Genomic DNA, 13,666 nt, shown 5'->3' with positions numbered 1-13,666 from the left:
CTTGACCTGCGCAGTTTCTCCATGTCAGCTTCCCGACGCCAGCGACCGCCCGCTCGATGTGCGAGCGGCCTTGCGTGCCCGCGTGGCCGTCGCTGCACGGAGCACGAATGAGCCGTGGCTTGTGGAGCGCCCTTTGGGCCGTCGTCTTATCTGCCATGTTCGCGAGCTCCGTCGCAGAAGCGGCGAGCTGTACGCAAAGCAATGGCTGCCAGGGAACTCAGGTCTGCACCCGGGTCTTCGACCCGGAGCTGAGGAAATACATCAGCAGCTGCAGTTGCAATCCCGTCCCAGAGACCTGCAATAACTGTGATGACGACGCCGACGGCGTCGTTGACAACGCCTCGGGCAGCAACGTCGCCTACAGCCTCACAGTGAGTTGCAGCGCCTGCGGCAAGACCGGCGCGATGGCCTGTAAGGCAGGCGTGCTGGGGACGTGCAACGCCGGACCCGAGGTGTGCAACAACTGCGACGACAACGGCGACGGCGTCGTCGACAACGCGTCCGGCAGCAATGTTCCCTACAGCTTCATCCAGAGCTGCAGTGCATGCGGCAAGGGCGGTACCCAGGTTTGTAGCGCAGGAACTCTTAGCGGCTGCAATACGGGCGCTGAGGTTTGCAACAACTGCGACGACAATGGGGACGGTGTCGTCGATAACGCACCTGGGAATGGAGCGCCCAATACGCTGACCCAGGTTTGCAGCAACGGCTGCAGCGGAGCAGGAAGCCAGACCTGCGGCGCAGGCCAGTGGAGCGCTTGTGCAGGGTGCAGTGGGACCATCGCCTGCACCACCTCGTGCGGAGTGCCCTCGACCCTGGCCTGCAACAGCAGCTGCCAGCCGACGACCAACGTCTGCACATCCGCCGAAGTGTGCAACGGCTGTGATGACAACAACAACGGTGCGGCAGACGAGGGTCTGTCATGCAAGCCCTGTCAGTGAGGCCCGCGATGATGTCCGGACAAGTTCAGAGGAAGAGTCTCATCCGCCGCCTGAGCCGCACTGGTGCAATCATTTGTGGGAGCCTGCTGGCGGGTGCATTTATCGCCTGTGGCTCGGGCACCTCAAATGTTGGGTCGTCCACTCTTGGGTCGACAGGAGAAGAGCACCTGCACCCCGTGGTCTCTGAGGTTCGTGAGCTGAAGGCGGGAAGCCGCGCCCGGCAGATGGGGGAGGAATGTTCTTCAGGAGGCGAGAGCGATTGCGCCTCAGGCGTCTGTCTTCAGACGCCTAATGCTGTTGGCGCCGCGCCTGGACGCGCTGGAGGGTATGTCTGTAGCGCGCGGTGTCAATTCCCTCGCGACTGCGCCGACGACTGGACCTGTGTGCAGGTCGTGCCGGGGGAGGGAGGCAGCCTCTGCGTACCGCCTCAATCCTGGCAGCCCCGCCCCGCCACCTGGCGCACACCGACGACAGGGGGCGCAAAGTGACACGGCCCAGCCTGCTCGAAAAGTTTTCGCGTCCAACCGACACCTCGATGGTTCCTTCGCCTTCACATCAAGATGGGTCTCGCGTGCGCTCGCTCAAAAGACTTTTTGATTTCGCTGCCCCGATCTTCCGTTGCGCGCTGGCGTTGGTAGCACTGTCCGGGGGGGCCGCCCACGCACAAACGGAGTGGTGTGCAGTCCGGTATGACGATTGCTACTACGACAAAAACCTGACCAGCGTCGACCCGACGATTGGAAGCAAATCCCCGTCGACTGGGCCAAAGATTGGGAGCAGGTACTTTTTTTGGAGCTGCCCCTGCGATGGGTCAGAGTGCAACGGCGGTGTCTTTCTTTGCGGGAACAACCCTGATAACCAATATTGTAGAATTGTCAATCCGGGCATCAGTAGAGACCTCTGCAATGCGTCGTCCCCTGAGGGCGGTGATTGTTTTACGGCGGATGGCTGCCCAGGAGTCTGGCAAAGGGGTGCCTACGGCACTTATTCGAAGTTTGAAGCTGATAACATGTGGCATTTGTACCAGACCGGATCGCCGCAAAATTATTGCAAGCCGAAGGATGATTGCAAGCGTGAGCGTCCTGCCAATAAGTGCTTAGTGAACGGCAGCCCGCGGGGGATCTATGGGGATCCCGTTGACTTGGCGAGCGGCAAAAGCGTGGTGTGGCGTGACGATTACACAGCGTCGATGGCGCAGGGGTCGGTCGTCTTCAGCCGCACGTATCATTCGCAGTTGCCTGCAGACAAGAGCACCAACGCTGCGCTGATGCCGAAGCCCTTTGGTTCGGACCCGCGAAACAGCACGGTAGCTGCGTGGACGCACAGCTTGTACGAGCGCGTCGAAGTCGCGACGGGCTCGTGGCGACTGCGGCTCGGGAGCGGCTCGGAATGGACCTTCGGGCCCTGCTCGACGGTCAACTGCTGGGCGGTCGCCAGCGGGCCCGCCCTGAGCGAACGTGTTCGCCTGCAATACCTCGGTAACCAGGGCTTCCGTGCCATCCTGTCCAACGGGGAGCAGCGCGAATATGCAGCTCAGTGGAAGACCGGAGCGGCGTATTTCCTCACGCGCATCAAGTCCTCGAAGGGGGCGCAATTGGCCACCCTTTCGTATGCTACTCCTCCCCCCGCCACTCCTCCCTCCGTGAGTTGCGGTGCTGGCTCCACGGGCGGTGCAGTCGCCCCCTTCCTCTCGCGAGTGGACTTGCCTCTCGGCGAGTCGCTTGGCTTTGATTACGTTCAGCTAGACCGTCTGGATGGTTCGGGCCCGGAGTGCGTCCTGCGGGCCCTGAAGCGGATGCCTAACGCAGGCGGTGTCGAGTCCACTCCGCTGGCCACTTATTCCTACACGGTGGAACAGGGCTCTGAGCGCCCGGGCCGACTCCTGACTGTAGCGTATTCGGACGGTCGCTCCGAGGAGTACAGCTACCCAACCAATGGAGGTGCCAGCAATGCCGGCATCGACGTGAAGCTGGGCGGGCTCCCAGTTGTAAGTCATGGAACCGACTCGTCCAGCGGAGATGTGACCAGCGTCACAGGCCCTGGGGAAAACGTCACCATCAGCGCACCGAGTTATGTTCCGTGTGCTGTGCCCGGGACTTGTGCGGGCAGTGGCGTGGTCCGGCACACCGTGACGGACCTGATTGCGGGTGTTGGCAATGGCAATCCGCAACAAGCGCAGCTGACACATGAGTACGATGTGCTCGCCAGTAGCGGTGAATCCGGTCAATTGTATCAGGTGACGGACTCCTGCCTTTCGTCCGGCGCGTGTAGTCCGGGCACCCAACGGTACGAGTACGCCCGACTCGCGGATGCCGGTTCGGTCGCGGTAGTAGCTGAGAAGGACAAACGGAACAGTTGGACGACCTATGACTACGTCGCGGTGACGCTGGACGGGGGCGTTCAGACCCTGGAACGTCGCAGTGAGAAGCGCGGCGCGCTGGATGCCGACGGGGGCTCGGCGCTCGAGGAAACCCGTTACCAATATGTGTATGCGCCGGAGACCACACAGCAGGTCTCGAGCGCCGCACGGAATAGTGTCCTGGTCCCTGGCGGCGATGCTGCCACGACCTACCGATACGACGCGGATGGGCGCTTGGCGGCCAGGTACGATTCAGGTTTCTCCCAGACGTTCGACCCGACCAGCGGCGTTTGGAGCGTGGTTCCCAAGGTGCGAGCCACCTTCTATTTCAAGCGCCAGCTGCCTGGTGGGACAGACGATCCTCATGGGCGAACGCTCGAAATGCATGGTCCATGCTGGGTCGGTAGCACTGCGGATACGGACTGCACGGCCGCGCCTTTCGCTAAGACTCTCTATACATATTTCCCTGACAGCGCGGGATGGCCCTCCGCTGGTAAGCTGCAGTCCGTCGCTGTGGGCGGAACGGATCTCCCGTCCCCACTCATCACCGCCTATGCGTATTCGAGCGCGAATGGTGAGGAGGTCACGACCACGACGGATCCGAATGGCCAGAGCGTGAGCAGCTACGTGGCCAACGGACGGCTGCTGCGGAGGAGTGAGCCATTCCCGCAGGTAGGAGCTCCATCCCTCTTTACCGTTTACAGTTACGACAGCGCTGGGCACATCGAAGCCGAGAAGCATCCTAAGGGCGACTTCGAGGTGACGTGCTACCGAGCCGGTACCGACAATTGGGGTTGCGTGGGGGGCACGCTCACCGACAAGGTGCAGTGGCGGGCCCGTGCAGCAGACGCCGCGGGTGCCCAGTTCAGCGAGAAGGTGCTGTATGCGTACTGGCCAGACGGCACCCTGCAGAAGGAGAGCTTTATCGCGTCGAATGGGGAGGTGCGTCGCGTCCGCACCTACGCTGCCGATGCTCACCGTCGACGGACGCTCGAGGGATGGGGCGAGGGCAGTGGGGCCTACTCGGCCAAGAAGGGCTATGACGCGGCCGACAATCTCTCGGCCATCGGTGCGTCTTTCAATTCACCCCCCTCGTGGTGTGCGGTGACGGGCCCCAATGGTCAGCCCGCGGTAGGCGGCAACTGCACTGCGATGTTGTATGACCGCGCGGACCGACTCGTCCAAGTCGAGGAGTATCCGTCGGATAAGGTACCCACGCAGCGCACCCTATTCGCGTATGACGCTCAAGGAAACGTGTCTGGCGTCAAGGTCGGCTGCAGTGGAAGCGATACCTACGCCAGTTGCACGCAGCCGAGCACGGCCTATCAGTTCGATGACTTCGGTGGGCTGGTGAAGGTGACCAGCCCCGCCATGGGCATCCCTGGGGGAAGTGGCGGGGCCGTCAACTACGCTCACGACGCCGCGGGGAACACGACCATCAAGCAGACGCCCACGATGGCGGCGACGTCGGCGCGAGACTACCTCGAGTATGGCTACGATTCTCTCGGCCGCCTTACGGCGCTTACGCACCGGAATCCCAACCTCACAACTGGCGGCGAAGTTCTCTACGCTCAGGCGTACGACGCGTCCGCGACGATGCCTGCAGGCTGCGGCGTGCTTGAGAATACGAAGGGACGCCTCCTCTGGAGAGACGACTCTTTCGGGCGCACTTGGTACAGCTACGACGCTTCTGGACGTACAACGAGGGAGGTTCGCATCCGGACCGGTGCGATGTCTGGGTGCAGCGTGGTTGGGTCTTCCGCGTCGGCGTACAACAATCCGAACACGAGCTATGCCTACGACGTCAACGGGAACTTGTTGTCCATCGAGTACCCGTACGGGCGTGTTGTGAATTACGACTACGGTGCCAACCCTGAGCTCTTCAACCGAGTACAGGCGGTCCGCATGACGACGTTTGGCGCTGCCGGAGCCACCTCAACGGTGACCGTCATCAGCCACCTCGCTTGGGAGCCCTACGGCGACCTGCGCGGCTACCAGCTCCACCTGGGCACCAACGTCCTCGGGGTTGAGTACGCCCTCGGCCAGGCGGGGAACACGCCTCCGGCCTATACGGCCCTCTCAGATGCGAGCCAGTTGGTGCCCGACACGACCGGCCGCACCCGGGCGCTCTGGGTCACCAACCTTGGGGTCGGTGGGACATTTGTGCCGGGCTCGGGGAGTGGCAATATCCTTCGCCAGTTTTACACGTGGACGGCGGACCAGGTGGTGCGCTCCGACACGCACCTGCTCGGAGCGACCACTCCGCGGACCGAGACATACAGTTACGACAAGTTGCTCCGTTTGACTGCAGCGACCGGTACCCTGTCGGCTGCTGGCGGTTCGTTCGGCAGTCGAGCGTATTCCTACGACGCACGTGGCAACCGCACTTCAGAGAGCGGGGAGTCCCGCTCCTGGACCCTGTCGCGTTCGGATGTCAGCCACCCTGATTGGCTCACGGCTCGCGCCCCGCAGAGCAGTGGCTGGCTCAACTACCAGTACAGTTACGACGCGGATGGACGCCTCAGCGGGATCGGCGGTCCGCGCGATAGCCAGGGCATTCCCTTCAATGACCTGAGCTTCAACAATTCTGGCAACCTCGCTAACGGCGGATCGGACACCGTGTTCCGCACGGCGTCCATTGGTGGAGCTGCATACAGCTACTATTACGATGCGCAAAATCGTCGACGCGCAAAGGTGTATCCGAGCGGCGCGGTCGACGAGTTCTTCTACGACACCGTGCACGACCTACTCGTGGATGTTGGCAATACCTCGGCCGTTGGCGCGACCAATCATCCTACCGATGAGTACGTCTGGCTGAGTGGACGTCCGATCGCGCTTGTTCGGGGCCTGCTCGATAGCTCCTACGCCCGTCAGTCCGACGCTACGACCGACTGTGTTCGACTTGGCGAAGGAGCGGCATGCGGAATCTACGCGCTTGCCACTGATTGGATGGGGAAGCCTGTCCTCGCACTTGATTCCAATGCGCGGGTGACTGGCGTGGGCGAGCACGACGCTTTTGGTCATGTGAATCGTGTGGCGATCAGCGCCGAGACCCCTCATCCCTATGGAACGTTCCGCGGCGCCTTCGGTGGAACCCTGAAGCAGCCCACCGTGGCGAGCACGCCCGCAACGCAACTGCAAATGCGCCTGCTTTACGAAGCGGTGGAACTCGCTACCGACTGCGAGGCCGGCTGCGCCAAAGAGGCGTGCTCCGGCGCGCCCTCGGACGCGATCGAGGTGCGTGATGCGGCAACCAATGGTGTCCTGACTTCTTTGGGGGCCCGCCAGCGACACGGATGGACGTCATGGGTTACGCCGGGCACTTCCGGCGTCTCCCTCTACCTGAAGAGCCTGGGTGGCTGTGGAGTGCAGCCTGGTGCCTGCTCGTGCTCTTGCGATGCCAACGCACGCGGGCCTGACCGCAAGGGGATGGGCGCAGCGTTCTCTGCCTACGAGTACCGGCGATACCAGACGGGGGCGCAGCCTCTCTTCACGCCCATTCGTTTCCCCGGCCAGTACCACGACGCCGAGACCGACCTCTTCGAGAACTGGAACCGCTACTACGACCCGAGCATCGGGCGGTACCTGCAGCCGGAGCCGTTGGCTATGACGGCAGCAAGGGCAGCCGCACTGCCAGTATATGGATACGGTAAAAACAACCCATTAAGAAATACTGACCCGAATGGGCGTCACACGCTGCAAGGTCCGCCAGAGGAAGTGTGTCCTAACTGGCCAAAGGCACTTCAGCGAGCGAAGGAGGCCGCGGGATGTGCCGTAGGCGGCTTCAGAAAATGCGGGTGCCCTGGGAAGGTGCCGGAAAAAGTGTGTGAGATTATGAGGGACAGAGATGGCTTGCCAATCCTCATTGTCAAGGATCCGGGCCTGTCTACAAATCAGTCAAACGGCAATCCGTTCCCAACGGCCCGGCCGACCGAGAATGGTGTTCACTGGGGCTATACTTTCGCCCAGACTCCCTTGGGGCCACCTGGACAGTACGCGGCGGGACCAATCATCGCGTGGATAGAAGTCCGAGACGACGCTTGCTGGGGCGGAAGCGACCTAGCGGTCCAAACGCTCGCAAAGTCGATTCTCCATGAGTCGTTTCATGCTTACAAGTTGTATGCCGCAGATCCGTTTTCGGACAGCTTCCCTCAGTGGATGACTGACAACTGGTGGCCAGTTTGGAGCAACAATGCTGAACGGCTTACGAGCGAGTGCTTTGGTGGGTAGGCGTCGCCCTTGGGAGCGGGCTTGGATTGCGGCGTTATTGCTAATTGTCGCCTTGGTTGGTTCCCTGTGGGCCATTGGGATTGTGCGACTAGCTTGCGCCTTCAGTTTTGGATGCGCCGATGGTGAATCGTGCTTATGGTCGCATGGTGCGACCACGCGAGGCGGAATGCCCGCGGCAGTTACGGTTTGCGCCAAACGGTGCGGTCCGGGAGTCGGTGGATGTGCAGATGGTTATAGTTGCATTCATGGCGACCCTGGCCCGCAGGGATTCCATTGCGCACGCACTCCGTAGAGCGCTTCAACTTTGTGTGTGTGGGATGCCAATGCTCCAAAACCCTGTTCAACCCTAAGCGGCTGGAGGGTTGAACGCAGGGCGGTACGCTCCCACCTGCCGTGGGGCACCTTCAGCGCGCGGGCGGACCACTCCTTTGGGGTGACGAGATCCGCCGCGCTCGCGAGCGCGAACTGCGACGCCCGTGGACGCCCCAGCCGCTTGCCCTGTGCACGTGCTCGGGCGAGCCCTGCCCGGGTGCGCTCGATGAGCCGGCTGCGCTCCTGCTCCGCGACCCAGCCGAAGATCGCCACCAGCAGCGAGCGCACAGGCCCCGTGTTGTCCAGCCAGGGCTCGCGCACGGACACCACCGGCACGCCGAGGCGGTCCAGTCCGAGCACGGTGTTGATGGCGCCAGGCATGGAGTGGTGGAGCTAGACTGTGCGGCGTTGCAGCCGTGTGCTCCGCCACCCAACTGCTGAGGAGTCCGCATCTCATGCCGCCCAACATCCGGCTCCTCGCAGTCGAGAGTGGGGACCTGCTCAAGTATGAAACGGTTCTCAAGGAGATCGAGCGCTACGGAAATGCGGTCCTGGGCATTCGCGTGGACTCATTTCCGGTGGAGTCCATCAGCTCTGCGCGGGCGCGGAGGATCTACGACTGGCTCTGCTCCGTTGGTCGCGAGGAGATGGCTCCTGCCGTCAGGACCGAACGGGTACGGCTCTTCCTGCACCAGCTCGCGCACAACAAGGCCGATCTCTGCGCACAGCTTGACGATGCCCTGCGACGAGCGGGCTTTGAAGTCGCCCGGCCGGCAGTCTCGGACTCAGGAGCAGAGGAGCGGCGCGTTGAGCAGGAGCGAGCCCGGCGCCGCGAATTCGAGCGTCAGCGCGAAGGGCTCCTCACTCGGTTCGACCAAATGGCCACCTCGGCCGACCGTCAGAGGCGCGGTTACGAGCTGCAAACGCTCCTAGCGGACTTGCTAGCGCTCTACGAGGTCCGTCCCACCAAGAGCTTCACGAGAAACGATGGGGCGGAGCAGATCGACGGCGCCTTCGACTACAAGGGCTGGTTCTACCTGGTGGAGTGCCGCTGGCGGCAGACACCGGCGGATGGTCGGGACCTCGATGGACTCCTCGGGCAGGTGAACCGATCCGGGCGGCAGACGATGGGCCTCTTCCTGTCGATGGAGGGATGGACCCAGAACGTCGTTCCGGTGCTCAAGCAGAACCCTGACAAGACAATTGTGCTCGTTGACGGGATGGACCTTCGGACTGTCCTGAGTGGTGAGCTGACCTTGCCTGCGCTGCTCGACGCGAAGGTGAGCCGGCTCAATCTAGCGGGCGAGCCGTTCCTTTCGGCGGTCGAGATCCTCCGCGAGCAGGAGAGAACACCGGGTCGTGCCGCAGGTCGCGGGTAGGCGGTACCGGGGCAAAACCCTGGTCCGATTTCGCGCTCGCTTCTCCTTCGGAGCAGGTAGGTGAGGCGAAAGGTTCAGGTTATGCCCCAGCGGAGCCGCACGCCCTGCGGAGCGTTCGGCTCGGCACCTTGAGGGCGATGGCGATCTCCCGCCACGAGCGCCCCTGCTCACGGAGGAGGTGAACAGCGGCAAGGTCTACCTCGCGCCTCGGCCTGCCCACCGCCTTGCCGCTCCGCGTGCGACCTGTCGCCTTCACCCGGGCGATGCCCGAGCGCACGCGCTCACGAATCAGCTCGCGCTCGAACTCCGCGAGGGCTGCAATCATGTGGACCAGCAGCCGGCCGTGGGCGTGGTGAGGTCGATGCTCTCGCGCAGGCTGAGACGGCGCAGCCGACTGCCGCCAGCTCGTCGAGGAGCACGAGTAGGTCCCTCAGGCTGCGTCCGAGCCGGTCGAGCCCGAAGACCATCACCTGACGCACCTCCCCAGCGCGTGCCGCCCGCTTGAGGGCATCGAGGGCCGGGCGGCTGGCCTTCGCCCCAGAGTGCCCGAGGTCGATGAATTCGCGCGGAGCCGTCCATCCACGAGCCTTAGAAGCCCGCCGCAGAGCGTGAATCTGAGCGGCGCCATCTTGGTCCGCCGTTGAGGTGCGGATGTAGATCGCGTTCACAGAGGGCGCGCTCATGCGCACTTCTGTGTCTGGCACACGGTGAGGAGGTCACCAACCCAGAGCACGTCACCGAGTTCGATGAAGTCGAAGACGTGATTGAGGTAGATGCCGATGTTCGTCTTGAGTGGTGTTCTTGCGCCGCAGCTTTCGAATGCTGGCCAGCTCTCGGAAACGTCCACGATCCGCCATCCCATGGCGCGCAGGTGTGCGCGCCGTGCGCAGCACTCAGCGGCGGAGGGCATCTCTCCGGCCCAGACGTCGAAATACTCGGTGCGGCGGATTCTGGTCACGCGGAACAAGGTTGGCAGGCTGCACGCTTCTAGGCGCCCACCTGGGTGGAGGCCGCCGGACGAAGCGCGAAGGGCCCGCCACGCCGCGAAGGAGCGTGCGCAGGCCCTCCGTGGATCCCAGCGGCTTAGAACTCCTTTCAATAATGCCTGGTAAGCCGCCTCAGCAGGATGAGGCTGCAACCAAGGTGCATCAGCGAGAGGTGGATGTCGGCGCGGCGCTCCTCGCGGATGCGCAGGCGCTTGAGGTTGTGAAGCCAGGAGAGGGTGCGCTCCACCACCCAGCGGTGGCGTCCCAGCTTCTGGCTGGACTCGACTCCGCGCCGGGCGATGCGCGGGATGATGCGGCGCCTGCGCAGCTCGCGGCGGATGATGGGAAAGTCGTAGCCCTTGTCGCCGTGCGCCTTCGTGGGGCGCCTGCGCGGCCGCCCGCGGCGCCCGGTATGGACGGGCGAGATCGCGTCGAGCAGAGGCAGCGCCCGCTTCATGTCGTGCACGTTGGCGGCCGACAGGAGCACGGCCAGCGGGCTGCCCTTGCGGTCCGTCACGACGTGGTGCTTGGAGCCCTTCTTCCCTCTGTCGGTGGGATTCTTCCCGGTTTCGGGCCCCCCTTTTTCGCCCGGACGCTGCCCGAGTCGAACGCTGCGCGCTTCCAGTCGATGCGGCCGCGTGCCCCCAACTCGTCGAGCAGCTTCTCGGTAACCGCCCGATCTCTGACGTGACCTTCGCGCATTCCTCTGCCGCGACCTGAGCAGCAGCTCGGCCAGATGCGTGAGATTTGGAGTCGGGTGGGGGCTTGGCGCGAGTTACGAGGTGTTCGGCGACCAGCGGTGCGGCAGCAGCGAGTCGATTCGCGAGGCGCGCGTGGTGCCGATGCGCACCAGCACGTCGGTGAGGTAGCGCTGGGGGTCCACGCCGTTCGCCTCGCAGGTGGCCACCAGGGCGTAGAGGTCGGCGAGGTGCTCTCCAGCTTCGTCGTTGCCGAAGAAGAGGTAGTTCTTGCGCCCGAGGGCCGCGGGCCGCAGCGCGCGCTCGGACTCGTTGTTGTCGAGGGGCAAGTCCGCGCGCTCGAGGAAGCGGCAAAGCGCCCTCCACTGGCCGCGCGTGTAGCGGATGGCCTCGCCCAGGGGACTCTTGGGCGGGTGCAGCGGCGCCTCGCGGGCAAGCCACGCGTCGATGTCGCGCAGCACCGCGGCGCTCTGGTGCAGGCGCATCTGCAGGTGCACGGGCGTGCCGCTGACGCCGGCCTCCTTCGCCTCCTGCTCGACGCGGTACAGCGCGCGGATGAGGGCAAGCATCGCGTCCACCTCGGCCGGCGCGGTGGTACGCGCGTCGAAGAATTTGCGGCGCGCATGGGCCCAGCACGCGACGCGCACGCGCCCCTCGGGCAGGGTGACGGCGTTGTAGCCGGTAAAGCCATCCACCACGAGGTAGCCCTTCGTCTCGCCCAGCACCTCGCGCGGCGTCTCGCCGCTGCGCGTGGGGCTGAAGCGAAAGCCCACGAGCCACCTCGTGCGAAACGTCCAGAGGAAGCCGCGGCGCGTCTTGCCCTCGGCGAGGACGCGCCCGTACGTCTCATCCGCGCGCACCACGTCCTCGCGGGCAATCAGCTTCAGCAGCCGCGCGGAGAGAGGCGCGAGCTGACGCGCGGCCGTGTGCAGCAAGTCGCCCAGCGTGTTGCGGTGCAGAGGAATTCCGGCGCGGCGCAGCGCCTTCGCCTGGCGGTACACCGGGATGCTGTCGGCCACCTTGGCGGTGACGACGTGGGCGATGAGGCCCGGGCCATAGTGGCCACCCTCCACGGCCTTGGGGGCGCCTGCGGCCGTGACGACGCCCGCGCCACACCTGCACGCGAGCGTCTCCTGCACGTGCACCTGCTTCACCAGGCGCGCCGGCACGTACTCGTACACGACAGTCTTCTTGCCCTCGCCCAGCGGCTTCAAGTCCCGGCCTCCGCACGCCGGGCAGCGCCGCTCCTCCTCGGGCACCCGGTGGTGCACCACCTCGGTGATGGCACTCTGGGCCAGGGCCTCGCGCGCAACCGCCCGCGTCTTCTTCACCGCCTCGGGCGAGGGTGCGGGGCGCTCCTTCCTCAGTTCCTCCGAGATGGGCGGCATCTTCTCGCTCTTGCGCCCGAAGACATGACGGCGCAGTTGCTCGAGCTGAGCGCGGAGCTCGCCGAGCTCGTCTTTGAGCTTCTCGGCTTCTTCGCGCCAGGGGCACGTGTGGTCTTCGGGGAGCGCTGCCATTGCCCTTTCAACAGGCCGCCGTGCGGCGGCGCTGCCGGGGCGTCCGGTGGGCTCCACTTGCTCGGCCGACGCACGTGCGAGAGGTCGATGCCGTCCAGCAGTAGCGCGAGCTGGGTCGCGTCCAGCTGCGCCCCCAGCACGCCTTCCTTCAGCTGCGGCATGCGGAAGCGCCCCCTCTCCAGGCGCTTGTAGGTGAGGACGAAGCCGCCCGCGTCCCAGGTGAGGATTTTCAGCCGGTCTCCGCGGCGCGACACGAAGACGAAGAGGTGGCCCGCGTAGAGGTCCTCCTGCCAGCCGTTGCGGACAATGGCGGCGAGCCCATCAATCGAATTGCGCATGTCGATGGGCTCGCGCGCGAGCAGGATGCGCACGCCCGAGGAGAGGCCCAGCAGCATCAGGCGAGGGCCCGCAGCAGCGCCGCGACGTAGCCCACGTCGGTGCCCACGGCGAAGCGCACCGCGAGGCCACTCGCGCAGCGCGCCTCGAGGAGGCCCGCCATCTCCTCCCGCGCCTTCGGCGCGGGCGACGCTACGACTTCCAGCGGCAGAAAGGCGGGCCGCGACGTGGCTTCCGAATTGGACAGCTGCACCGAGGCGCGTTTGGACTTCTCGTACAGCCAGTATTGGAAGGTGCCGAGCGAGACATCGTGCTTGGCCACGAATTCCTTCTGCTCGAGGCCACTTGCCGCAAACTCGGCCACCAGCTGCATCCACTCCTCAGGTCCAGGTCGTCGCATGCGCCCAAGAACGCACGCGCACGCCCCGCCTCAGGACGCCGGCAATCGGGCGGTTACGCTTCTCGTGCAGTCGCTCGAAGACGTGTGCCCGCGTCCACGCATCCAGCCGGCGCCAGCAAGTGATGCCACTCACCGCGAAGACCTCCGCCGGCAAGTCCTCCCAGGCGATGCCCGTCTTGAGCACGAAGAGAATGCCGCGCAGCGCCGCCCGGTCATCGCACCGCGGGCGGCCGCGCCGCGACTTGCGCCGCTTGCGCGGCAGCAGCGGCTCCACGCGCTTCCAGAGGGCATCGGTGACCAGTTCCCGCCTCATGCCCCAGACGGTGCGCACGCTCAGAGGCGAACGCACCGCCGAGCGTGGCGGGGACTATTTTTGAAAGGAGCTCTTAGTTCGAGTTTCGCAGTTTTGAAGGGGGGCCGTCGGTCTGACGAGGGGCCGGCGGGTTGAGCGCAGCGAGCCACACCGCCGAAGGCTACGGATGGAGTCGCCAAACACCCATTCGTCGCC

At 64.6% G+C, this 13,666-nt stretch carries 9 protein-coding genes and 3 pseudogenes; 3 read left to right on the top strand and 9 right to left on the bottom strand.

Annotation, left to right across the window (positions count from 1 at the left end; translation table 11 throughout):
- Window positions 1–107: 107 nt before the first annotated feature.
- On the top strand, window positions 108–938 hold the full coding sequence (locus FGE12_RS28620) for a hypothetical protein (protein WP_153869828.1): 831 nt from the start codon (window positions 108–110) through the stop codon (window positions 936–938).
- 1,099 nt (window positions 939–2,037) lie between these two features.
- Entirely contained in the window at window positions 2,038–7,527 is a 5,490-nt protein-coding gene (locus FGE12_RS28615) for an RHS repeat-associated core domain-containing protein (protein WP_194798374.1), read from the top strand.
- 243 nt (window positions 7,528–7,770) lie between these two features.
- On the opposite strand, the gene FGE12_RS30815 is transcribed toward FGE12_RS28615, so the two are convergent.
- Window positions 7,771–8,220, bottom strand: a complete 450-nt coding sequence (locus tag FGE12_RS30815; RefSeq protein WP_153869826.1) for a recombinase family protein — start codon at window positions 8,218–8,220, stop codon at window positions 7,771–7,773.
- A 74-nt stretch (window positions 8,221–8,294) separates the two neighbouring features.
- Here FGE12_RS30815 and FGE12_RS28605 point away from each other — a divergent pair, with 74 nt between their 5' ends.
- On the top strand, window positions 8,295–9,218 hold the full coding sequence (locus FGE12_RS28605) for a hypothetical protein (RefSeq protein WP_153869825.1): 924 nt from the start codon (window positions 8,295–8,297) through the stop codon (window positions 9,216–9,218).
- 79 nt (window positions 9,219–9,297) lie between these two features.
- On the opposite strand, the pseudogene FGE12_RS31100 reads toward FGE12_RS28605, so the two are convergent.
- From FGE12_RS31100 to FGE12_RS28565, 8 genes and pseudogenes are all read right to left on the bottom strand, one after another.
- Window positions 9,298–9,558, bottom strand: a pseudogene (locus tag FGE12_RS31100) (recombinase family protein); the annotation flags it as partial.
- Window positions 9,500–9,901, bottom strand: a complete 402-nt coding sequence (locus FGE12_RS31095; RefSeq protein WP_153869823.1) for a recombinase family protein — start codon at window positions 9,899–9,901, stop codon at window positions 9,500–9,502. The pseudogene FGE12_RS31100 and the gene FGE12_RS31095, both read right to left, overlap by 59 nt.
- Entirely contained in the window at window positions 9,898–10,185 is a 288-nt protein-coding gene (locus FGE12_RS28590; protein ID WP_153869822.1) for a hypothetical protein, read from the bottom strand. The genes FGE12_RS31095 and FGE12_RS28590 overlap by 4 nt, the downstream gene beginning before the upstream one ends.
- A gap of 128 nt (window positions 10,186–10,313) precedes the next feature.
- Window positions 10,314–11,056: pseudogene (locus FGE12_RS28585) on the bottom strand (IS5 family transposase); the annotation flags it as partial.
- Window positions 10,980–12,326, bottom strand: a complete 1,347-nt coding sequence (locus FGE12_RS28580; protein ID WP_228531194.1) for an IS66 family transposase — start codon at window positions 12,324–12,326, stop codon at window positions 10,980–10,982. The gene FGE12_RS28580 and the pseudogene FGE12_RS28585, both read right to left, overlap by 77 nt.
- Window positions 12,266–12,817, bottom strand: a complete 552-nt coding sequence (gene tnpB, locus FGE12_RS30545) for an IS66 family insertion sequence element accessory protein TnpB (RefSeq protein ID WP_228531188.1) — start codon at window positions 12,815–12,817, stop codon at window positions 12,266–12,268. The genes FGE12_RS28580 and tnpB overlap by 61 nt, the downstream gene beginning before the upstream one ends.
- A complete protein-coding gene (locus FGE12_RS28570) occupies window positions 12,817–13,131 on the bottom strand; it encodes an IS66 family insertion sequence element accessory protein TnpB (RefSeq protein ID WP_153869819.1) in 315 nt (104 codons plus the stop codon). The genes tnpB and FGE12_RS28570 overlap by 1 nt, the downstream gene beginning before the upstream one ends.
- A gap of 91 nt (window positions 13,132–13,222) precedes the next feature.
- A pseudogene (locus FGE12_RS28565) lies at window positions 13,223–13,471 on the bottom strand (transposase); the annotation flags it as partial.
- Window positions 13,472–13,666: the final 195 nt, after the last annotated feature.

The organism is Aggregicoccus sp. 17bor-14, from assembly GCF_009659535.1.
Classification (GTDB): Bacteria; Myxococcota; Myxococcia; order Myxococcales; family Myxococcaceae; genus Aggregicoccus.
Note: the sequence above shows the minus strand (reverse complement) of the source record. Positions and strands in the feature narration are given on the sequence as shown.